Origin of the sequence: Stenotrophomonas sp. GD03794, from assembly GCF_029842145.1 — a bacterium.
In the GTDB taxonomy this organism is placed as follows: domain Bacteria; phylum Pseudomonadota; class Gammaproteobacteria; order Xanthomonadales; family Xanthomonadaceae; genus Stenotrophomonas; species Stenotrophomonas riyadhensis.
In genome coordinates, this window is sequence record NZ_JAOCFV010000009.1 from 59,200 (window position 1) to 78,925 (window position 19,726).

The window sequence follows — 19,726 nt, forward strand, 5'->3', positions numbered from 1 at the left end:
CCAGGAGCAGCCGAGCATGGGCTCGGCTCTACACAAGCGATGCGGTCAACCTACGATCCGCAGTACATCATCCAGCAGCGCGGCTGCGGTGACTTCCGCGCCCGCGCCCGGTCCCTGGATCAACAACGGTTGGCGGCGGTAGCGATCACTGTGGATGGCCACGCGGTTGTCGGTGCCCGCGCCCTGTGCCAGCGGATGATCGGCCGGCAGCTCGCGCAGGCCCACCTGCGCCCCTTCGCCATCAACGCGGCCGACGAAACGCAGCACACGACCGTTGTCACGCGCCTGCTGCCAACGCGCCTGCAACGGCGCATCCAGTTGCTCCAGTGCGGCCACCGCATCTTCCAGCGGCAATGCCGCCAGCGCGTCAGGCACCAGCGAATCCACCTGTACCTGCGACGCATCCAATGCCAGGCCGCTGCTGCGCGCCAGGATCAGCAGCTTGCGGCGTACATCTTCGCCGGACAGGTCCAGGCGTGGATCCGGCTCGGTGTAGCCCGCCGCCAGTGCTTCCCGCACCGCCACCGAAAACGGCGACTGGCCGTCATAGCGATGGAACAGCCATGCCAGCGAACCGGACAGCACGCCTTCGATGGCATGGATGTGATCGCCACCGGCCACCAGCGCACGCAGGCTGCTCAACAGCGGCAGGCCCGCGCCCACCGTCGCGCTGTCGCCATAGCGTGCGCCACTGTCGGCACAGCTTTCAGCAATGGCCTGCGCGCGGGCCAGCTGCGCACCACGGCCCAGCTTGTTGGCGGTCACCACGTGCACGCCGCGCGCCAGCCACTGCACGTGGCGGGCGGCCACGTCTTCGCTGGCGGTGGCGTCGACCACCACGTCACCCCGTTCCAGCCCTTCGGCGCTCGCCCACGGCGGCGAACTCTGGCCATCGCGGGGTGCACGACGTGCCAGTTCCAAGGGCAGCGCCAGGTCGCGATCAATCTCCAGCGCGGTGCGTGAATTGGCCAGCCACTGCACGCTGGGCAGTTCCAGGCCACGTGCCTGCAACGCCTGGTAGCGCTGCACGAAGGCTGAGCCGACCGTGCCAGTGCCGAGCAGCGCCAGGCGCCCCGCGCCCAGCGCAGGAATGTCAGCGGCGAGCGCGCTCATGCATCCACCACCTGTTTGCGGCGCGCAGCCGCATCGATCACGGCTTCGGCGCGCTGCAGCGCTGCGCCGAGATCAGCCAGCAGGTCACGCTCGGCCTCGATGCCGACCGACAGGCGCAGCAGGCCCTCGCTGATGCCGGCGGCCGCGCGCGCTTCGGCGGTCATCGCTGCATGGGTCATGGTGGCCGGGTGCGCGATCAGGCTTTCGACGCCACCCAGCGATTCGGCCAGGGTGAAACAGCGCAGGCCATCGACGAACGCACGCACCGCCGCATGCGGATCATCGCCGGCGCAGTGCGCCAGTTCGAATGACAGCATCGCGCCGAAGCCATTCTGCTGGCGCGCGGCGATGGCGTGGCCCGGGTGATCGGCCAGGCCCGGGTAGTACACCGCGCCGACCGCCGGATGCTGGTCCAGCAGGGCGACGATCGACGCGGTGTTTTCCTGGTGCACGCGCAGGCGCGCATCCAGCGTGCGCAGGCCGCGCAGGGTCAGGAACGCATCGAACGGCGAACCGGTCAGGCCCAGTGCGTTGCCCCACCACACCACCTGCTCGTGCAGTGCCGGATCGCGCGCGACCACCGCACCACCCACCACATCGCTGTGGCCATTGATGTACTTGGTGGTGGAATGCAGCACCAGGTCCGCACCGAACGACAGCGGCTGCTGCAGCGCCGGCGACAGGAAGGTGTTGTCGACCACCACGAGCGCACCGGCCTTGTGCGCGGCCTCGATGACGAAGCGCAGGTCGGTGATGCGCAGCAGCGGGTTGGACGGGGTTTCCACCAGCACCAGCTTCGGCTGCGTGGCCAGCGCCTGTGCCAGCGCGCGCGGATCGGTCAGGTCGGCGGTGACCAGCTCGAAGTGGCCCTTCTTCGCCAACGCGTTGAACAGGCGCCAGCTGCCGCCGTACGCATCGTGCGGAACCACCAGGGTGTCGCCCGGCTGCAGCAGCGCGTTCAACACCAGGTTGATCGCGCCCATGCCGGTGGCGGTGATGACGCCGCCGGCGCCACCTTCCAGTTCGGCCAGCGCTTCACCCAGCAGGTCGCGGGTCGGGTTGCCACTGCGCGTGTAGTCGTATTGGCGCTTGTTGCCGAAACCTTCAAAGCTGAAGTTCGACGACAGCACGATCGGCGGCGTGACCGCGCCATGTGCGGTGTCCCGATCGATGCCGGCACGGACGGCGGCAGTGGTGCGACTACAGGACGGCTCGTTGGCGTGCAGGCTCATGCGGACTCTCCAGAGGTGCGGAAGGCGGTGACGAGGATCGCGTCGATGCGATCGGTTTCTTTGAGGAAGGCATCGTGGCCATAGGGCGAGCGCAGCACGCGCAGGCTGCCGCGCGGGCCCAGCCCTTCGACCAGGCCGACCAGGTCGGCCAGCGGCACCAGGCGGTCGCCCTCCACGGCCACCACCACGGTCGGCGGCAGGATCGCGGTGGGGTCGACGCGGTGCAGGTCGATCGATTCAGACAGGCGCAGGTAAGCGGTCACCGGCGTGCGCGCGACGTACTGCGCACCGGCCGCATCGAGATAATCTTCGGCGGCCACGCGCACGCGGCCATTGATCACTTCCGGCGCGGCATCGAAGCGCTCGCCGAACTCTTCCGGGGTGCGGTAGCTGAGCATGGCGAACTGCCGGGCCAGGGCCAGGCCGTGGTCTTCGCCGCACTGCAGCTGGCCCAGCGCGACCGCGCGGCGCTGCAATGCGCGCCAGGCGGCGGCATACGGATGCGGGCGATGCGCGCCACTGGCCAGCACCAGCTGGTGCACGCGTGCACGGTGGCGGATCGCGAACTGCTGGCCGACCAGCGCCCCGTAGGAGTAGCCCACGAACGCCTTCAGCGTGCGGATGCCGAGATGGTCCAGCAGCAGCGCCAGTGCATCGGCCTGGTCGGCGGTATCGATCGGCACATCCAGTGCACCGTCGGCGCCGATGAAGTCGAAGGCCAGTACACGCAGCTGCTGCGGATCCAGCGCGCGCCCGCTGCCGACCAAGTCTTCGGCCCAGCCCTTCTCGCTGAACTGTGCATTGGACGCCACATGGCGATGGGCGGAAATGCCGCCGGCCAGCACCACCACCGGCGCATTGGCCGGGCCGACCCACTCATAGCGCAGGCGCACCGGGCTGGGGCCGGCGTGACGCATCGACAGCACCGCGGCGAACTCACCGCGCTCGGCATGCACGCGGTCTTCGACCGGCACGCTGACGGGGACAAAGGGTTCGGGGCGAAGCGCGGTACTGGCGGCGAAGCTCATGGCGGGATCCGGTTGGGGAATCGGCCATCGAGCCTTCGCGGGGCCCGCGTTCGAGATGCACGTGGGGTGCATGGTTCGAACCATCTTTCGGTGGACGCCACGGTCCCCGCAGGATTTGGCACCTACGCGGACGCTTGCGCGCCTGCGGGCTGCCCCGGCTTCAAAGGGCCTGTCCCTCTGCCGGTCTCGATGGTGGAGCCACGATGCCAGCCCTTTCCGGCACTGTCAATCCCTTCATACGGATAAAGCGATGAATATTTTCAACGCAACTATGCGAAGGCGGTCGCGGCCGTCCTGTTCAGGATCGGCTACAGTCCCGGCGGTCCCTACCCACTGGAACCACTGATGCTGCGCCTGCCCCTGACCTGCCTGCTGTTGTCCCTGCTGGCGAGCACGACGGCCAGCGCCGGTGACTGGCGCCAGGGCTGGGGACTGGTGCCCAAGGCCGCCCCGGCCGCTCCGCCCCCCCGTGGCGAGACCGCGCAGAGCGCTGCGCCGATGGCCCAGCTGCGCCTGCAGCCGCTCGGCGAGCACTGGCAGGCCCGGGTCGACAACGCACTGGCCGGTCCGCTGCAGGTCGAACTGCGCGCCGCGCCCGGACGCCCGGTCGAAGGCCTGCCGGTGCAGTCGCTGATCCAGGGCGACAGCAGCCTGGTGGTCGGCCACCTGCCCGCCCCGTCCAACGGCCGCCCCCTGGACCTGCGCCTGCAGTCGGTGCCCGGCAATCCGGCCGCACAGGCCGAGGATGTCGCCTACCGCCTGCCGTTCGATACGACCCGCCCACGCGTGGACCAGGCGCCACAGGGCCGGTTCAGCCACGATGACGAGGAAAACCGCGATGCGGTCGACTTCGCGCTGCCGGAGGGCACCCTGGTGCTGGCCGCGCGCGAGGGCACGGTGATGCAGATCCAGGATGGCTTCCGTGGCAACGGCCAGGACCGCGAACGCGATGGTGCCCGCGCCAATTTCATCCGCGTGCTGCACAGCGACGGCAGCATGGCCCTGTACGGCCACCTGCAGGCCGGCGGCATGCGCGTGCGCCGTGGCCAGGCAGTGGGCGCCGGGCAGCCGATCGGCCTGTCCGGCAACAGCGGCTACAGCAGCGCGCCGCACCTGCACTTCGTGGTGCAGGTCAACCGCGGCATGGGCCTGCGCTCGGTGCCTGCTCGCATCTTTGCCGAGCAGGGCCAGCTGCAGTTCGCCCGCGAGGGCGAGGCCGACGGCGGTACCGGGCGCTGACCGGCCCTGGCCGGTATAATCGGGCGCTTATCTCTTTGAAAAGCGCCCCGGGCGGGCGCCACTGCCATGTCCGAAGTCGCCAACGAAGCGTCGCGTCGCCGCACCTTCGCCATCATCTCCCACCCTGACGCCGGCAAGACCACGCTGACCGAAAAGCTGCTGCTGTTCGGAGGCGCGATCCAGATGGCCGGTTCGGTCAAGGGCCGCAAGGCCGCCCGCCACGCCACCTCCGACTGGATGGCGCTGGAAAAGGAACGCGGCATCTCCGTCACCTCCTCGGTGATGCAGTTCCCGTACGAAGGCAAGATCGTCAACCTGCTCGACACCCCCGGCCACGCCGACTTCGGCGAGGACACCTACCGCGTGCTGACCGCGGTGGACTCCGCGCTGATGGTGATCGACGTGGCCAAGGGCGTGGAAGAGCGCACCATCAAGCTGATGGAAGTCTGCCGCCTGCGCGACACCCCGATCATGACCTTCATCAACAAGCTCGACCGCGAGGGCAAGGACCCGATCGAGCTGCTGGATGAAGTGGAAACCGTGCTGGGCATCCAGTGCGCGCCGGTGACCTGGCCGATCGGCATGGGCCAGCGCCTGAAGGGCGTGGTCCACCTGCTGACCGGCGAAGTGCACCTGTACGAACCGGGCCGCAACTTCACCCGCCAGGACTCGACCATCTTCCCGTCCATCGATGCGCCCGGCCTGGCCGAGAAGATCGGTGCGCAGATGCTGGCCGACCTGCGCGACGAGCTGGAGCTGGTGCAGGGCGCCAGCCACCCGTTCGACCTGCAGGCCTACCGCGCCGGCAAGCAGACCCCGGTGTTCTTCGGCTCGGGCGTGAACAACTTCGGCGTGCAGCCGTTGCTGGACTTCTTCGTCGAGCATGCGCCGTCGCCGCAGGCACGCTCCACCACCGGCCGAGAGATCGCCCCGGAAGAGAACAAGCTGACCGGCTTCGTGTTCAAGATCCAGGCCAACATGGACCCGCAGCACCGTGACCGCGTGGCGTTCATGCGCGTCTGCTCGGGCCGCTTCAGCGCCGGCATGAAGACCTTCCACGTGCGCACCGGCAAGGAAATGAAGCTGGCCAACGCGCTGACCTTCATGGCCAGCGACCGCGAGATCGCCGCCGAGGCGTGGCCGGGCGATGTGATCGGCATCCACAACCACGGCACCATTTCCATCGGCGATACCTTCACCGAAGGCGAAGCGGTCACCTTCACCGGCATCCCCAACTTCGCCCCGGAACTGTTCCGCCGCGCACGCCTGCGTGATCCGCTCAAGCTCAAGCAGCTGCAGAAGGGCCTGGCCCAGCTGTCCGAGGAAGGTGCGACCCAGTTCTTCCGCCCGCTGACCAGCAACGACCTGATCCTGGGTGCGGTCGGCGTGCTGCAGTTCGACGTGGCCGCCTACCGCCTGAAGGACGAGTACGGCGTGGAAGCCACCTTCGAGCCGGTCAGCGTGACCACTGCGCGTTGGGTCCACTGCAGCAACGAGAAGAAGCTGGAAGAGTTCCGCGAGAAGAATGCGCTGAACCTGGCGCTGGATGCGGCCGGCCACCTGGTCTACCTGGCACCGACCCGGGTCAACCTGCAGCTGGCCCAGGAACGCTCGCCGGACGTGCGCTTCTCGGCTACCCGCGAAGCGGCGCATACCGTTTCGGTGGGCTGATGCCACGGGGTCGGATCCCTTTCCGGCAGGAAAGGGCTCTGACCCCGGCCGTCGCAGGCGGTTCATCCCCGCAACACAGGAATTCACCGACCATACGGTGACGGGCGTGCACACACCGCCCATCGCGGCGATGATAGGGGGGTGCGGGTCCCCCTCCCCGCGAACGATGCCTACGCCATGTCCACGACTTCCGTTGCTTCGATCCGCGAAGAAATCGCCAGCGCCCTGACCCACGGCCTCGGTGCCGTGTTTGCCCTCGGCGCCGGTGCGGTGCTGATCACCCTGGCCGCCATCTACAGCGATGGCTGGCAGCTGGCCGGCGCCATCGTGTTCGGCATCGCGCTGCTGCTGCTGTACACCGCCTCCACCCTCTACCACGCCATCCAGCACCCGGTCGCCAAGGGACGCCTCAAGGTGTTCGACCACTGCGCGATCTACGTGCTGATCGCCGGCACCTACACCCCATTCACCCTGATCGGCCTGCGCGGCCCGTGGGGCTGGGGCCTGTTCGCCGCAATCTGGACCCTGGCCCTGGCCGGCGTGGTGTTCAAGCTGTTCTACACCGGCCGCTTCAAGCGCCTCTCGACTGCCATCTACGTGGCCATGGGCTGGCTGGTAATCGTCGCGATCAAGCCAATGCTGGCCTCGATCGACGGCTGGACGCTGGGCTGGCTGCTGGCCGGTGGCCTGTCGTACACGCTGGGCACCTACTTCTATCACCGCGAATCGATCCCTTACTCGCACGCGATCTGGCACCTGTTCGTGATCGGCGGCAGCGTCTGCCACTTCGTCGCGGTCACCATGCAGGTGCTGTAGATCCCAGTCCGTGCGCGGTGCGTGCACACCGCGCACATGGACGCTTCGCGCCCCGTCCACGATGAGGGAGCAACCATGGCCGCGTGAATGCCGCCGCCTCCCCCGCCGCGCCGCGCACCTCGCGCTGGCGCCTCCGTCGACCCGGCCCACGTGGCCGACGCTGGCTGACCGCCCTGGTCTTCCTGCTGGCGGCGATCCTGGTGCTGATCGCCCTGTGGGACTGGAACTGGTTCAAGGGACCGGTCGAGCGTGCCGTGCAGGAGCGTACCGGCCGTGCGCTGCACATCGGGAACCTTGATGTCGACCTCGGCCGCACCAGTACGATCCGCGCCGATACGATCACCTTCGCCAATGCCAGCTGGGCGAAACAACCCGATATGGCCAGCGCCGACCGCGTCGAGATCGATGTGCGGGTCTGGCCCCTGCTGCGCGGCAGCGTACAGCTGCCTGAAGTACGCCTGACCCGGCCGGACGTGCTGCTGGAAACCGCGCCGCGCAAGGGTGAACCCGGCAACTGGGATTTCCTCGGTGACAGTTCCGGCGGTACAACTCTCCAGCTCAAGCGCCTGCGCATCGACGACGGCCGCCTGCAGTTCCTCGATGCGCTGGGCCGTACCGACATCCGCGTGGACGTGCGCAGCGGCCAGCCCAAGCAGGCCGACGCCGCACCACCCCTGCTGGTGCAGGGTAAAGGGCACTGGCAGGGCAATCCGTTCACCCTTCGCGGCGGCACCGAATCTCCACTGCAGCTGACCGACAGCGATCACCCGTTCCGCATCCACCTCGACGGCCGGGCCGGCGCCACCCACGCCATAGCCAGCGGTACGTTGACCAACCCCTTCCAGCTTCGCGTGTTCGACCTGCAGTTCGGGCTCAGCGGGCAGGACCTGGCCGACCTCTACCCGCTGCTTGGCATTGCCATTCCGCCCTCCCCGCCCTATGCGTTGAATGGCCGCCTCAAGCGCGACCACAACATCTGGCGCTACGACACTTTCACCGGCAAGGTCGGTGACAGCGACCTCGGCGGCAATCTGCAGTTCGAAGTGGGTGGCGCACGCCCGCAGTTGACCGCTACCCTGGAATCCAAGCGCTTGGACTTCGATGATCTGGCCGGTTTCGTCGGCGCCCCACCGAAGACCGGCGGTGGCGAAACCGCGAACGCGGAACAGAAGATCGAGGCCGCGCGCATCGCCGCGCGCACGCGGGTGCTGCCCGATACGCCCTACAACCTCGGCAAGCTGCGTGCGATGGATGCCGACGTGCACTGGAAGGCCCACCGCATCAACGCGCCATCGCTGCCGCTGGATGACATGGACGCGCACCTGTTACTGGATGACGGCGTTCTGCGGCTGGACCCGCTGAACTTCGGCGTCGCTGGCGGCGATATCCGCAGCACGATCCGCATGGACGCGCGCCAGCCGCAGATCAGTACCGCGCTGAAGGCCAGTGTGCGCGGCGTGCAGCTGGGCCAGTTGTTCCCCGACGCCAAACTGGCCGAACAGGCCAAGGGCGGCATCGGCGGCGAAGTGGACCTGAGCGGTCGCGGCAACTCGATCGCCGCAATGCTCGGCAGCAGCAGCGGCAAGGTCGGCCTGGCGATGGGTCGTGGTCACGTCGGCAACCTGGTGATGGAACTGGCAGGGCTGGATATCACCGAATCACTGAAATTCCTGGTGACCGGCGACAAGCAGATTCCCCTGCGTTGCGCCTTCGCCGACTTCGGCGTGCGCGACGGCCTGATGACCAGCCAGGCACTGGCGGTGGACACCACCGACACGATCATCATCGGCGAGGGCACGGTCAGCCTGCGCGACGAGACCCTGGACCTGCTGCTGAAGCCACGACCAAAGGACAAGAGCATCCTGGTACTGCGCTCGCCGTTGCACATCGCCGGCACCTTCAAGGACCCGTCATTCCGCCCGGACTTCAAGGCGCTGGGCATCCGCGGCGCGGTGGCCCTGGCACTGGGCAGCATTGCCCCGCCGGCGGCTTTGCTGGCGACCATCGAACTGGGGCCGGGCAAGGACGCCGACTGCGGTGGGCAGTATGCGAAGTAGGAGCGGATGTTCGCGGCGCCCCGTTTTTCCGCGCGTAGAGCCGGAGCAAGGCGACAGGCAGGACACGCCGTAAATACGTCCTTGTAGGCTCGGTCGGCGCATCCATGCGCCTCACGGTCCTGCCTGCCGCCTTGCTCCGGCTCCGGACAGTTTCCAGCGCGCGGAACGAGAGCGGAAATTCAAAGTCAAAAGAAGAAAGCAAAGTCAAAAGCTGTTGCCAACCAAGGTTGGCAGCTACCAAAGGCGAGGCACCGCGCATGTGCGCACCGCGCTCGCAGGAACGTGTCCAGAGGCGGAGGGCATGGGCGTGCAGGACCGTTGGCGCCATGGATGGCGCCATCGAGCCTACAGGGACGTACTTGCGGCGTGTCCTGCACGCCCATGCCCTCCGCCTCCCGACGTATCAGATAGGCGCTGCCTTGGCTTTGGCTTTGGCTTTGAGCTTCGAAAAGCGGGCCGGCGGGCCGCAGGCCCGCCAGCGAACAACTCACCCCGCCACGATGTACTGCTGCAGCTGATCCAGCTCGCGCCGCTGCGCATCGATCACCGACTTCACCAGGTCACCGATGGAAATCACCCCCAGCACCTGCGCGCCCTCAACCACCGGCAGGTGGCGGATGCGGTAGTCGGTCACCAGCTGCAGGCAATGCTCCACCTGCTCGCCCGGCGAGACCGTCACCACCTGCGCCGTCATGATCTCCGCCACTGCCGTATCCCGCGACGAACGATCACGCAGCACGATCTTGCGCGCGTAATCGCGCTCGGACAGGATCCCGACCAACCGCGGCCCGTCCATCACCAGCACCGCGCCAATGCCCTTTTCCGCCATCAACCGGATCGCATCGATCACCGCCGCGTCCGGCGCGACCGCGTGAACTTCAGGAGACTTGCCGTCCAACAGTTGCCGTACCGTGGTCATCTGCCTTCCCTCCGAGGGTGGGTTGCAGGGCCGAGTCTGCCACGGCGGATGCTAGCCACGCGTCAACCAGGTACAACGGCCGCTGCTTGGACTCTTCGTACAGCCGCCCCAGGTACTCGCCGATCAGGCCCAGCGCGATCAGCTGCACCCCGCCCAGGAACAGGATCACCGCCATCATCGTCGGCCAACCCGCCACCCGGTCACCGTACAGGGCCGCCTTGGCGATCACCCACACGCCGAATACGAAAGCCACCGCCGCCGTTGCCAGCCCCATGTAGGTCGCCGCCCGCAGGGGAACGGTCGAGAACCCGGTAATGCCCTCCAGCGCGAAGTTCCACAGTCGCCACAGGCTGAACTTGCTGGTGCCGGCCACGCGTGCATGGCGGTGATAGGGCACCGCAATCCGCTTGAAACCGACCCAGCTGAAGAGGCCCTTCATGAAGCGGTGGCGCTCGCGCATCTCGCGCAGCGCACTCAGTGCGCGTGCCGAAAGCAGGCGGAAATCGCCGGTATCGGCAGGGATCGGCGTGCGCGACAGGCGACCGATCACCCGGTAGAACATCGCGGCCGTGGCCCGCTTGATCCAGTTCTCGCCATCACGCACCAAGCGCGTGCCATAGACGTTGTCGTAGCCTTCGCGCCATCGCTCGACGAACTGCGGCACGAGTTCCGGTGGATCCTGCCCGTCAGCATCGAGGATCATCGCCGCTCCGTCACGCACCAGGTCCAGGCCCGCGGTCAGCGCGGCTTCCTTGCCGAAGTTGCGCGACAGCTTCAACGCCGACACGCGCGTGTCGGCTTGAGCCAATCCTGCGATCACGTCCCAGGTGCCGTCGTGGCTGCCGTCGTCCACATAGAGGATGTGGCCCTCGATATCGGGCATGCCGTCCAGCACCGCGCACAGGCGTGGATGCAGGCAGGGCAGCGCCTGGGCTTCGTTGTAGGCGGCAATGACTAAAGTGAGTCGTTCGCGGGTCATGCACGGATTGTACGTTGCCTGCCGACCCGACAACCCGCGCGCTCAATCCTCCGACAGGTACGCCGCACCGCCCAGCTGCCGGGCCTGGCGCTGGATCCATGCCGCACGCCGCTGCACATACGGCCCCGGTGCCGCCGCGTTGTAGCGCCGCGGTGCCGGCAGCACCGCCGCCAACCGCGCGCTCTCGGCCGGGCTCAACCTGGTCGCGTCCTTGCCCCAGAATTTCTGCGCCGCCGCCTGCGCGCCATAGACGCCGTCGCCGAACTCGGCGATGTTGGCGTACATCTCCAGGATGCGCTCCTTCGGCCACAGTGCTTCGATCAGCACCGTGTACCAGACCTCCAGGCCCTTGCGGATCCAGCTGCGGCCCTGCCAGAGGAACAGGTTCTTGGCCACCTGCTGGCTGATCGTGCTGGCGCCACGCAGGCGCCCACCCTTGGCGTTGTGGTCGCGGGCCTTTTCGATCGCCTGCAGATCGAAGCCGTTGTGGTCGGGGAAGCGCTGGTCCTCGGCGGCCACCAGCGAAATCGGCAGGCTCGGTGCCATCTGGTCCAGGTCGCGCCACTGGTAATGCAGACGATACGACCAGTCAGCCTCGCCCAGCGCCTCGCCATAGCGCCACAGCATGACCGTGGACAGCGGCGGGTCGATGAACCGCAGTACCAGCACCTGCAGGCAACTGAAGGCGGCCAGCAGCACCGGCAGCCACAGCAGCCGTTTCCAGCGCCAGCGCCTGCGGCGCGGGACATCCGCCCCGGCCTCTACCTTGTGCTGCTCTCCCCCTGCCCCCATTACTGGTGCATCCTTCTTCTGTCTGGTTGTCGGCGCATTATCCGGCAACCGTCCCCGTTTACGCGCGATGTGAGCCGATGACCGCCAACCCCGATTCCCTGATCCGCTTCCTGCTCCCCGACGCCGGCGTCCGAGGCGTCCATGTGCGCCTGCAGGCCACCTGGCAGGAAATCCTGTCCCACGCCGAATACCCGGATACCGCCGCCGAACTGCTCGGCGAGGCCTGCGTGGCCTCGGCGCTGTTCACCGGCCACACCAAGATCGATGGCCGCTTGTCGATCCAGCTGCGCAGCAGCACCGCCCTGCGCACCCTGTTCGCCGAGTGCACCGCCGCCGGCACCCTGCGCGGCATTGCCCAGCTCAGCGAGGGCGCCGATGCGCCGCGCGACCTGTCCAGCCTGGGTGATGACGCCCTGCTCGCGATCACCATCGAGAACCCGGGCCTGGACCCGCGCGAGCCGCAGCGCTACCAGAGCCTGGTCGGTCTGACCGCGCCGGAGCTCGACGAAGCCTTCGAGGATTATTTCCGCCAGTCCGAACAGCTGCCGACCCGTCTGCTGCTGGCCGCCGACCGCAACGGCGCCGCCGGCCTCCTGCTGCAGAAGCTGCCGGGCGACGAAGGTGACGAGGACGGCTGGGCGCGCGCCAGCGCCCTGTTCGAGACCCTGGGCAAGGCCGAGCTGCTGGCGACCCCGGCCGAGCAGCTGCTGCACCGCCTGTTCCACGAAGAGAAGCCGGAGCTGATGGGCGACAAGCCACTGTCCTTCGCCTGCTCCTGCTCCCGCGAACGGGTCGCGTCGATGCTGCAGTCGCTGGGCGAGGACGAGGCCCGCGCCGCGGCCGCAGATACCGGCGCCGTCGAGGTCCGTTGCGAATTCTGCGGGCGGGAGTATCACTTTGCTTTGACGGAGTTCGGCATACTGTTCCACGGTGCCGAGGGGACTGTACCGGCACCTGAACGGCTTCAGTAAACAGCTTGTCTTGCATCTGGGGGGATCAAGGCTTGTTAAGAATTCATAAACACCCTAGGATCAAGTTCCCGTCTCCACGGGAACTTCCGTTGTCCGTCCCTGTCTGAACTGGTCCGATGCGTACCTTCCTGCGTCTACCGCTGGCTTTGATGATCGCCCTTGGCGCGATCACGGGCGTGCATGCGCAGAGCAAGGACACCCGCACCGTGCTTCCGGTGTGGAACAAGGGCAGCGGCAAGGTCGAGGCCCTGCTGTACCTGGAGCCGACCGGCGAACAGGCAGCCGGCGCCCGCTGGCACTTCGGCCGCAATTCGCTGGATGCGGCCTTCGGCCTGTCCTCGGGCGACTCGCTGGGCCTGCTCTGCAACAGCAGCAGCGGGACCAGCATCAGCGGCCTGGCCAGCCATTGCATGCTGGCCAGCCTCGGCGACGAGGATGACCTCAACAGCCGCCGTTTCACCGGCACCGCCGCGCTGAACCGCGGCAACAGCCGTCTGGGCATCACCGCCGGTACCGGCCGCGAAACCCTGCCGGCGTGGCTGGCAGGCCCCAACAAGACCCCTTCGCTGCGCGCCGAACAGAACGATCTGACCGTGTTCGCGCAGAAGAACATCGGCCGCGAAGGCTTCGTTTCCATCGCCGGCACCTACGCCAAGGCCCGTCTGGTGCCGCTGGCCGATGCCTCGCCAGCCCTGGTCGATCGCTGGGACAGCAAGAGCCTGAGCATCGGCGCCGGCTACGGCAACTTCACCGGCAGCATCATCGGCCGCGTCGTCGACGTACCGGGCAAGCCCGGCAAGTGGGAAGGCCTCGGTATTGGCCTGACCTGGCGCACCCCGTGGTCCGGCCAGCTCACCGTAGGCGCCGAGAACGTGATCAGCCGCGGCAAGAATCCGTTCTCCCCGCGCAATGAAAGCAACGACGACGGCACCGTGCCGTACGTGCGTTACGAACAGGACCTGTAACTCCAGTTGCGGCGCAGCATGCGGCCCCGCATGGCCGCCAAGCCCAACAGCTGCAAGTCCTTGGGTCAAGGCGCTGAACGCCCGTCACACTAGGCATTGCGGCTGCGGCACGGCGCGAGTCCGAGGCCTGCCTTCATCTATTTCATACAAGTCATTAACAGCCCTTTAATTATTGGAAAAGGGCAGTTAGTATCGGCTCAGCTTCACGTGTTTTGGTGGCGCCTTTCGCCTCCCGCGTGAAGCACTCAGCAGCACCACCAAGAATCCTTGGAGAGAGAGCCAATGAACAGCAAGACCTGCAAGCTGCGCGATGCAGTTGTCCTCGCGTTGATCGCAAGTGCCGGTACGGCGGCTACCGCCAGTGCCCAGGAAGGGAAGTCGGGGCAGGCGGGTACGACCCAGCTCGACCGTATCGAAGTAACCGGTTCGCGCATCAAGCGCACGGATGTTGAAGGCCCCAGCCCGGTCAGCGTGATTTCCCGCCAGGACATCGAAACTTCCGGCGAAATCTCGGTCGCGGACTTCCTCCGCAACAACATCTACAACTCGTTCGGTTCCACCCGTGAGTCGTCGGGCTCGGCAACCGGTTCCGCAGCCACCATCAGCCTGCGCGGCCTCGGCTCTGAGTACACGCTGGTCCTGCTGGACGGCCGTCGCATGACGTCTTCGCCGACCCTCGGTGGCGGTGCGCAGAACATCAACCTGATTCCGACGGCCGCCGTCGAGCGCATTGAAATCCTGCGCGAAGGCGCAGGTGCAGTGTACGGTTCGGATGCCATCGGCGGCGTGGTCAACGTGATCCTGCGTAAGGATTATGAAGGCCTGGGCTTCAGCGTCGGCTATGAAAATCCTGAAATCGGCCCGGCCGGTCGCACCGGCAGCCTGTCCGGTGGCATCAGCTCCGACCGTGGCAACCTGACGTTCGTGATCGACCATCAGGAACGCGAGTTGATGTACAACCGTGACATCAAGAAATACGTCACTGATGCAGGGCTGACCTGGGGCCTCAGCCCGTACAACTCGAGCGCGACCTTCTCCGGCGCCCGCACCGGCAGCGCCAGCGTCGCCAACTGCGACACCTTCGAGAACAGCGTCCGCATCAGCCCGACCCGCTGCGGCTTCGACCACGGCGCGACCTCGGCCAACGAAGCCTCGATGTCGCGTGACTCGCTGCTGCTGAACGGCAACTACCAGCTGACCGACAACACCTCGTTCTTCTTCCGTGCAATTGCGTCGGATACCAAGAGCGTTGGCGTTTATGCGTCGGCCCCGGTCGACAACGCCGGCGGCGGCCGTCCGCTGACCATCGCAGCCAACAATCCATTCAATCCGTTTGGCGAGGACGGCGTCCTGTCCTACCGGTTCACCCCGCTGGGTACCCGTGATGCCGTCCGTCGCGATACCTATCGCGATTTCAACTTCGGCCTGCGCGGTACGCTGGACCTGTTCGGCGGCGCCGACTGGGAAGTCGGTGTTGGCCATGGCCGTGTCCGCCAGAGCTCGGTGAACTACAACTACGGCATCGGCAGCATCCTGCAGGACATGGTTGATTCGGGCGAGTACAACCCGTTCGATCCCACCCATCCGAGCGTGGCCGCTGCGGCTCCGAAGATCGCACACACCGTGTACGTGGAATCGGAACAGCGCACGGTCTCGGCCGACGGCAACATCTCCTTCGACCTGTTCCAGATGCCGGCCGGCGCCGTCAGCTTCGTGACCGGCTTCGAGTACCGCGATGACCGCCTGTCCATGGCCTACGACGCACAGAGCGCCGCAGGCAACGTGTTCGGCTCGGCAGGTGCAGGTACGGGTGGTGAGCGCTCCTACTACGCAGGCTACTTCGAAACCCTGATCCCGCTGTTCAGCAGCCTGACCGCCACTGTGGCGGGCCGCTATGACAGCTACAACGATCTGGGCAGCAAGTTCTCGCCGCGCGTATCGCTGGAGTTCCGTCCGATCGACTCGCTGCTGGTTCGTGGCTCTTGGGGTAAGGGCTTCCGTGCTCCGACCCTGGATGACATGTACGGCTCCAACTCCACGACCAACCTGAACAGCCCGGTCCTGAGTGCCATCGGCCACAACGGCGGCGACGAACTGGCATGCAAGGCCTTGTCCGCCGTCCGCGCTTCGACCGGCAATACCGGTTACCAGCCGTACCCGGTTGATCCCTGCAGCACCAGCAGCCAGTACCAGTGGCTGGTTTCCTCGAACCGCAATCTGAAGCCGGAGGAATCGAAGAACTGGAATGTCGGCTTCGTGTTCAGCCCGACCGAAGCACTGTCGATGGCAGTCGACTACTACGATGTGCAGATCGACAACGTGATCACTTCGGTGCCGCGTCCGCTGGCATGGCGCTACGGCGACGCAGGCCAGCCCGGCTATGGCGTTGATCGTGGTCCGGACATCACTGCACCGAATGGCGCAGTACTGCCGGGCATCCCGTTCCAGATCAAGCTGCCGATCGACAACGGTGCTTCGAAGAAGGTCCGTGGTATCGACGCCGAGTTGAACTTCCGCCAGAGCCTGGGCACCTACGGGGACCTGATGGCAAGGCTGAACTGGGCCCACCAGATCGAATTCACCGAAACCTCGATCATCAATGACAAGGTTGAACTGCTGGGCACCGGCGGCTATCCGAAGGATCGCGCGCAGTTCACCCTGGGCTGGAGCTACGGCGACGTCAGCATTGCGGCGATCACCAACTACATCGGCAAGAGCGGTTCGGAAGACACGCGCCTGCCGAGCTGGATCACCAATGATCTGCAGTTGACCTGGAATGCGCCGTGGAAGGGCAAGGTGACTCTGGGCGTCCGCAATGTCGGCAACAAGCTGCCGCCGTTCAACGATGCACTGAACTCCTTCCCGTATTACGACAACAGCCTGTACAACATCTGGGGCCGTACCCCGTACATGCGTTACGAACAGAACTTCTGATCCACGCCTGTCAGCAGTAACGCAGCGACCCGCTTGTGCGGGTCGCTGCTTTTGGGCAGTCTTGCAACTGCGTCAACTCCCCATGAGGGGCATAACCTGTGCACCGGGCCCCGCCGACAATGCATGACGGAAGCGCCACAATGAGCGCAGATCCCCACTCCCTCTCGCAGGCAGCGCACTGGACCCAGCTCTGGCGCACCGGCGTGCTTCATTCGTGCAGTCACGGCATCGAAGGAAACTACGATGGCGAGCTGCGTCTCTTCTGGGAGCGCAACGCCGCGGTTCTACCACAAGGCGCGCGGGTGCTTGACGTGGGCACCGGCAACGGCGCCATCGCCCTCTTGATCCATCGGTTCCGCCCCGATCTTCAAGTGGTGGGCACCGACCTGGCCGATGTCGACCCTCGCTCGAATGTCGCCAATGGCACGGAGATTTTCTCCGAAATCACCTTCCTGCCTCGTACGCCGATGCACGCCATTCCACTGGCAGACGGTAGCGTGGACCTTCTGGCATCTCAGTATGCATTCGAATATGCAGCGCAGGACCCAGCACTTCAGGAGTTTTCCCGGCTGATCGGGCCGGGAGGGCGAATCGCGTGGATCCTGCACAGCACGAACAGCGAAATCGCGCGCATCTCAGCGCGCCAAGCCCAGGCCATCACCGATGTACTTCGGAACGATGGCATCTTCGATCGGGCTGAACAGGTGATCAAGGAACTGTACTTGGCCAGGGCCCGCGGCCCCTCCTCCCTTTCGGGGAACGAAGCTGCGGAGCGATCCCGCCTAGCCTTCAACGAGGCAGCAGGCGCACTTGTCGAGCGTACCCTGGCGGAGCGGGATCTGCCGGTCCTGGGCAGGAGCGTGGGCATTCTGCAAGACGCGTTGGGCCCCGCCGCGCAGGATCCATCGACCGCGCTGCGGCGCCTTCAGAGTGGTCGTGCCGTGCTTGCAGAGGAAGCCGCCCGCCTGCAGGAGCTCATGCGGGCGACCCGAAGCGAGGACGAGATGAAGTGTCTGGCGGAAGCATTGCATGCCCATGGCATGCATTCAGGATTTGAACCTCTGATGTATCGCGGGGTGAACATGGGCTGGGCCCTGGAGGCAGTGCGTGAATGAGGCCGCAGAGGCGCGCCGGTATCACCATGCGGCTCGGCTGGATGACGCCCTCCCACACTACAAGCGAGCACTGCTGCTGGATCCGTCTGACGATGTTCTTCGCTACGACACAGCGCTTTGCATGATGCAACTCGGCCACGCAGAAGAGGCCACAGTACTGTTCCAGCAGATCCATCCCGCATCCATCGCCTGGCAACCGGCACGCGCCCCTCTTGCGATCTGTCTGCGCGACAGCCATCGTGCAGAAGAGGCGCTTGAACCCGCACGCCAGGCGATCACGACGGCAGAGCCACAAGCGTGGCAATGGATGCTGCTTGGTGACCTGCAGCAACGCACAGGCCAACAAATGGCTGCTGTCGGCAGCCTCCAACGCGCGCTCGCGCTGGATCCCACCCTTCTTGAGGCCCATCACCTGCTGGGTCTCGCCCTGCAGGAAGCGGGCAGGTACGAGGAGGCGATCACCAGTTATGAAGTTGTAGCCGCCCAACTTCCCATGGAGCTCATCAACATCGCTCAGTGCCTTCAGCACCTCGGCCGATGGGAATCCGCACGTGACGCACTGGCGCAGCTTCACACGCTGCAGCCAGCACGTGTGGACGTAATGTGCTGGCTCGCGCATGTCCATGCACAGCTGTGCGAATTCGATGCGATGGACCGGATCGTTGCGCGGCTCATCGCACAGTTGCGTGTGGCCGCGCCCACAGCCGACGACATACCGCAACCATTCACCTTCGCGACGCTGCCATTGAGCAACGACCTGCACCGGCAGCTGCTGGATCATGCGGCCGAATCGATCCAGGCCGGCCGGCAACCGTTGGTACGGGCGACTACCCGTCGGGGCGGCCGTCCAAGAATCGGCTACCTTTCCAATGACCTGCGCCACCACACCGTGGGCACCCTGTTGCACGGATTCTTCGCAGCCCATGATCGAAGCCGCTTCGAAGTGCATGTGTACGATTCCGGCCGCCAGCCGGCGTCCATCAACGACGCAGAACACATCGAGCACGTTGGCGCGCTGAGCGACGCTGAACTGGCGAGGCGCCTGCACGAAGCGGATCTGGATATTCTCATAGATCTCAATGGCCCAACGTACGGAAGTCGGTCCGGAGCCCTGGCGTATCGACCGGCGCGCATGCAACTGGGATGGCTGGGCTACCTCTCCGGACAACAATCGCCGTGGCTTGATGGCGTCATCCTCGACCACAGCCTGGCACCGGCGGACACCCCGTGGCCATTCTCCGACCGGGTACTTCGCCTGGCTGGCAGCGTATTTCCCGCAGCAGAGTCCCGCTCTCCGCCTGGGCGAGACCGTGCGCGCTGGAAGCTACCCCACGCATCACCGGTAGCAGCCAGCTTCAACAGCAGCCACAAACTGAGCAGGTCGCTGCTGCAATGCTGGACGCAAATCCTGCGCGAGGTACCCGATGCGCTCTTGCTGGTCTGCTTGGCACCACAGGCACACCGCGGTTTTCTGCAGTCGTGGGACCTTCTCGGGGGTGAACGCGACCGACTTCGCCTGCTATCACCCATGCCGGCCGAGCAATACCTGGAGTGTATGGCATCATGCGATCTGTTCCTTGATGCATTCAACTATCAGGCCGGTGCGACCGCGATTGATGCAGCATTGGCAGGGTTGCCACTGCTGACCTGCCCCGGGGAGCTACCGCTTGCACGGCTGGGGAGCAGTGTGAACAGGCAACTGGGAATGCCTGACCTGATCTGCAACGGACGGCATGATTATGTGAAGCGCGCCGTGACGCTGCTCCGCAACCCGGCTGTGCTCGCAGAACTCCGCCAGCGGGTCACCGTCCGAAACAAAGACAGCGCGTTGCATTCGGCAGCACGAGCGGCTACCGATCTTCAAGCGCTTTATCAAGGCCTGCTGGGGGAGTGAA

General features: G+C 66.0%; 15 protein-coding genes and 1 riboswitch. Of the genes, 9 read left to right on the plus strand and 6 right to left on the minus strand.

The annotated features are described in order from the left end of the window. Positions 1-45 precede the first annotated feature (45 nt). Genes N5D91_RS07495 through N5D91_RS07505 form a run of 3 tightly spaced genes read right to left on the minus strand, consistent with a single transcriptional unit; the run spans position 46 to position 3,373 of the window. Positions 46-1,113, minus strand: a complete 1,068-nt coding sequence (locus tag N5D91_RS07495) for a homoserine dehydrogenase (protein WP_110713203.1) — start codon at positions 1,111-1,113, stop codon at positions 46-48. Beyond that, on the minus strand, positions 1,110-2,345 hold the full coding sequence (locus tag N5D91_RS07500) for an O-succinylhomoserine (thiol)-lyase (RefSeq protein ID WP_180855002.1): 1,236 nt from the start codon (positions 2,343-2,345) through the stop codon (positions 1,110-1,112). Before N5D91_RS07500 ends, N5D91_RS07495 begins: the two co-directional genes overlap by 4 nt. Continuing rightward, complete coding sequence (locus N5D91_RS07505; RefSeq protein WP_153855741.1) at positions 2,342-3,373, minus strand: homoserine O-succinyltransferase; 1,032 nt, start codon at positions 3,371-3,373, stop codon at positions 2,342-2,344. Before N5D91_RS07505 ends, N5D91_RS07500 begins: the two co-directional genes overlap by 4 nt. A gap of 77 nt (positions 3,374-3,450) precedes the next feature. Beyond that, positions 3,451-3,569: riboswitch (SAM riboswitch) on the minus strand. A 149-nt stretch (positions 3,570-3,718) separates the two neighbouring features. On the opposite strand from N5D91_RS07505, the gene N5D91_RS07510 reads away from it, so the two are divergent. The 4 genes from N5D91_RS07510 (at position 3,719) to N5D91_RS07525 (ending at position 9,156) form a co-directional block, all read left to right on the plus strand. Then, the gene (locus N5D91_RS07510; protein WP_180855003.1) at positions 3,719-4,612 is read left to right on the plus strand and encodes a M23 family metallopeptidase; all 894 of its coding nucleotides are present in this window, start codon (positions 3,719-3,721) and stop codon (positions 4,610-4,612) included. A gap of 66 nt (positions 4,613-4,678) precedes the next feature. Continuing rightward, positions 4,679-6,283, plus strand: coding sequence for a peptide chain release factor 3 (locus N5D91_RS07515; RefSeq protein WP_049401409.1), 1,605 nt, complete (start codon positions 4,679-4,681; stop codon positions 6,281-6,283). Between the two features lie 177 nt (positions 6,284-6,460). Further along, on the plus strand, positions 6,461-7,099 hold the full coding sequence (locus tag N5D91_RS07520) for a hemolysin III family protein (protein ID WP_110713209.1): 639 nt from the start codon (positions 6,461-6,463) through the stop codon (positions 7,097-7,099). Positions 7,100-7,182: 83 nt separating this feature from the next. Further along, on the plus strand, positions 7,183-9,156 hold the full coding sequence (locus N5D91_RS07525) for an AsmA family protein (RefSeq protein ID WP_180847636.1): 1,974 nt from the start codon (positions 7,183-7,185) through the stop codon (positions 9,154-9,156). Between the two features lie 487 nt (positions 9,157-9,643). Here the strand turns inward: N5D91_RS07525 and N5D91_RS07530 are convergent, their stop codons facing one another. The 3 genes from N5D91_RS07530 to mtgA are packed head-to-tail and all read right to left on the minus strand — an operon-like array spanning position 9,644 to position 11,846. Further along, positions 9,644-10,075 carry a CBS domain-containing protein gene (locus tag N5D91_RS07530; protein ID WP_012511858.1) on the minus strand — a complete coding sequence of 144 codons (432 nt, stop codon included), beginning with the start codon at positions 10,073-10,075 and terminating at the stop codon, positions 9,644-9,646. Continuing rightward, positions 10,035-11,054, minus strand: coding sequence for a glycosyltransferase family 2 protein (locus N5D91_RS07535; RefSeq protein ID WP_110713212.1), 1,020 nt, complete (start codon positions 11,052-11,054; stop codon positions 10,035-10,037). The genes N5D91_RS07530 and N5D91_RS07535 overlap by 41 nt, the downstream gene beginning before the upstream one ends. 42 nt (positions 11,055-11,096) lie before the next feature. Next, complete coding sequence (gene mtgA, locus N5D91_RS07540; protein ID WP_164162337.1) at positions 11,097-11,846, minus strand: monofunctional biosynthetic peptidoglycan transglycosylase; 750 nt, start codon at positions 11,844-11,846, stop codon at positions 11,097-11,099. Positions 11,847-11,923: 77 nt separating this feature from the next. Between mtgA and N5D91_RS07545 the strand changes: the two genes are divergently transcribed. The 5 genes from N5D91_RS07545 (at position 11,924) to N5D91_RS07565 (ending at position 19,725) form a co-directional block, all read left to right on the plus strand. After that, positions 11,924-12,817, plus strand: coding sequence for an Hsp33 family molecular chaperone HslO (locus tag N5D91_RS07545; protein ID WP_153855737.1), 894 nt, complete (start codon positions 11,924-11,926; stop codon positions 12,815-12,817). Positions 12,818-12,966: 149 nt separating this feature from the next. After that, complete coding sequence (locus tag N5D91_RS07550) at positions 12,967-13,782, plus strand: hypothetical protein (RefSeq protein WP_180847648.1); 816 nt, start codon at positions 12,967-12,969, stop codon at positions 13,780-13,782. Positions 13,783-14,064: 282 nt separating this feature from the next. Beyond that, positions 14,065-16,716, plus strand: coding sequence for a TonB-dependent receptor (locus tag N5D91_RS07555; RefSeq protein ID WP_110713219.1), 2,652 nt, complete (start codon positions 14,065-14,067; stop codon positions 16,714-16,716). 140 nt (positions 16,717-16,856) lie between these two features. Beyond that, complete coding sequence (locus tag N5D91_RS07560; RefSeq protein ID WP_162622085.1) at positions 16,857-17,831, plus strand: class I SAM-dependent methyltransferase; 975 nt, start codon at positions 16,857-16,859, stop codon at positions 17,829-17,831. Then, positions 17,824-19,725, plus strand: a complete 1,902-nt coding sequence (locus N5D91_RS07565) for a glycosyltransferase family 41 protein (RefSeq protein ID WP_180847637.1) — start codon at positions 17,824-17,826, stop codon at positions 19,723-19,725. Before N5D91_RS07560 ends, N5D91_RS07565 begins: the two co-directional genes overlap by 8 nt. The last annotated feature ends 1 nt before the right edge of the window (position 19,726 follow it).

Coding starts and splice junctions, on each gene's coding strand:
- N5D91_RS07495 (WP_110713203.1), bottom strand. CDS start 1,113: ATGAGCGCGCTCGCCGCTGACATTCCTGCGCTGGGCGCGGGGCGCCTG.
- N5D91_RS07500 (WP_180855002.1), bottom strand. CDS start 2,345: ATGAGCCTGCACGCCAACGAGCCGTCCTGTAGTCGCACCACTGCCGCC.
- N5D91_RS07505 (WP_153855741.1), bottom strand. CDS start 3,373: ATGAGCTTCGCCGCCAGTACCGCGCTTCGCCCCGAACCCTTTGTCCCC.
- N5D91_RS07510 (WP_180855003.1), top strand. CDS start 3,719: ATGCTGCGCCTGCCCCTGACCTGCCTGCTGTTGTCCCTGCTGGCGAGC.
- N5D91_RS07515 (WP_049401409.1), top strand. CDS start 4,679: ATGTCCGAAGTCGCCAACGAAGCGTCGCGTCGCCGCACCTTCGCCATC.
- N5D91_RS07520 (WP_110713209.1), top strand. CDS start 6,461: ATGTCCACGACTTCCGTTGCTTCGATCCGCGAAGAAATCGCCAGCGCC.
- N5D91_RS07530 (WP_012511858.1), bottom strand. CDS start 10,075: ATGACCACGGTACGGCAACTGTTGGACGGCAAGTCTCCTGAAGTTCAC.
- N5D91_RS07535 (WP_110713212.1), bottom strand. CDS start 11,054: ATGACCCGCGAACGACTCACTTTAGTCATTGCCGCCTACAACGAAGCC.
- mtgA (WP_164162337.1), bottom strand. CDS start 11,846: ATGGGGGCAGGGGGAGAGCAGCACAAGGTAGAGGCCGGGGCGGATGTC.
- N5D91_RS07545 (WP_153855737.1), top strand. CDS start 11,924: ATGACCGCCAACCCCGATTCCCTGATCCGCTTCCTGCTCCCCGACGCC.
- N5D91_RS07550 (WP_180847648.1), top strand. CDS start 12,967: ATGATCGCCCTTGGCGCGATCACGGGCGTGCATGCGCAGAGCAAGGAC.
- N5D91_RS07555 (WP_110713219.1), top strand. CDS start 14,065: ATGAACAGCAAGACCTGCAAGCTGCGCGATGCAGTTGTCCTCGCGTTG.
- N5D91_RS07560 (WP_162622085.1), top strand. CDS start 16,857: ATGAGCGCAGATCCCCACTCCCTCTCGCAGGCAGCGCACTGGACCCAG.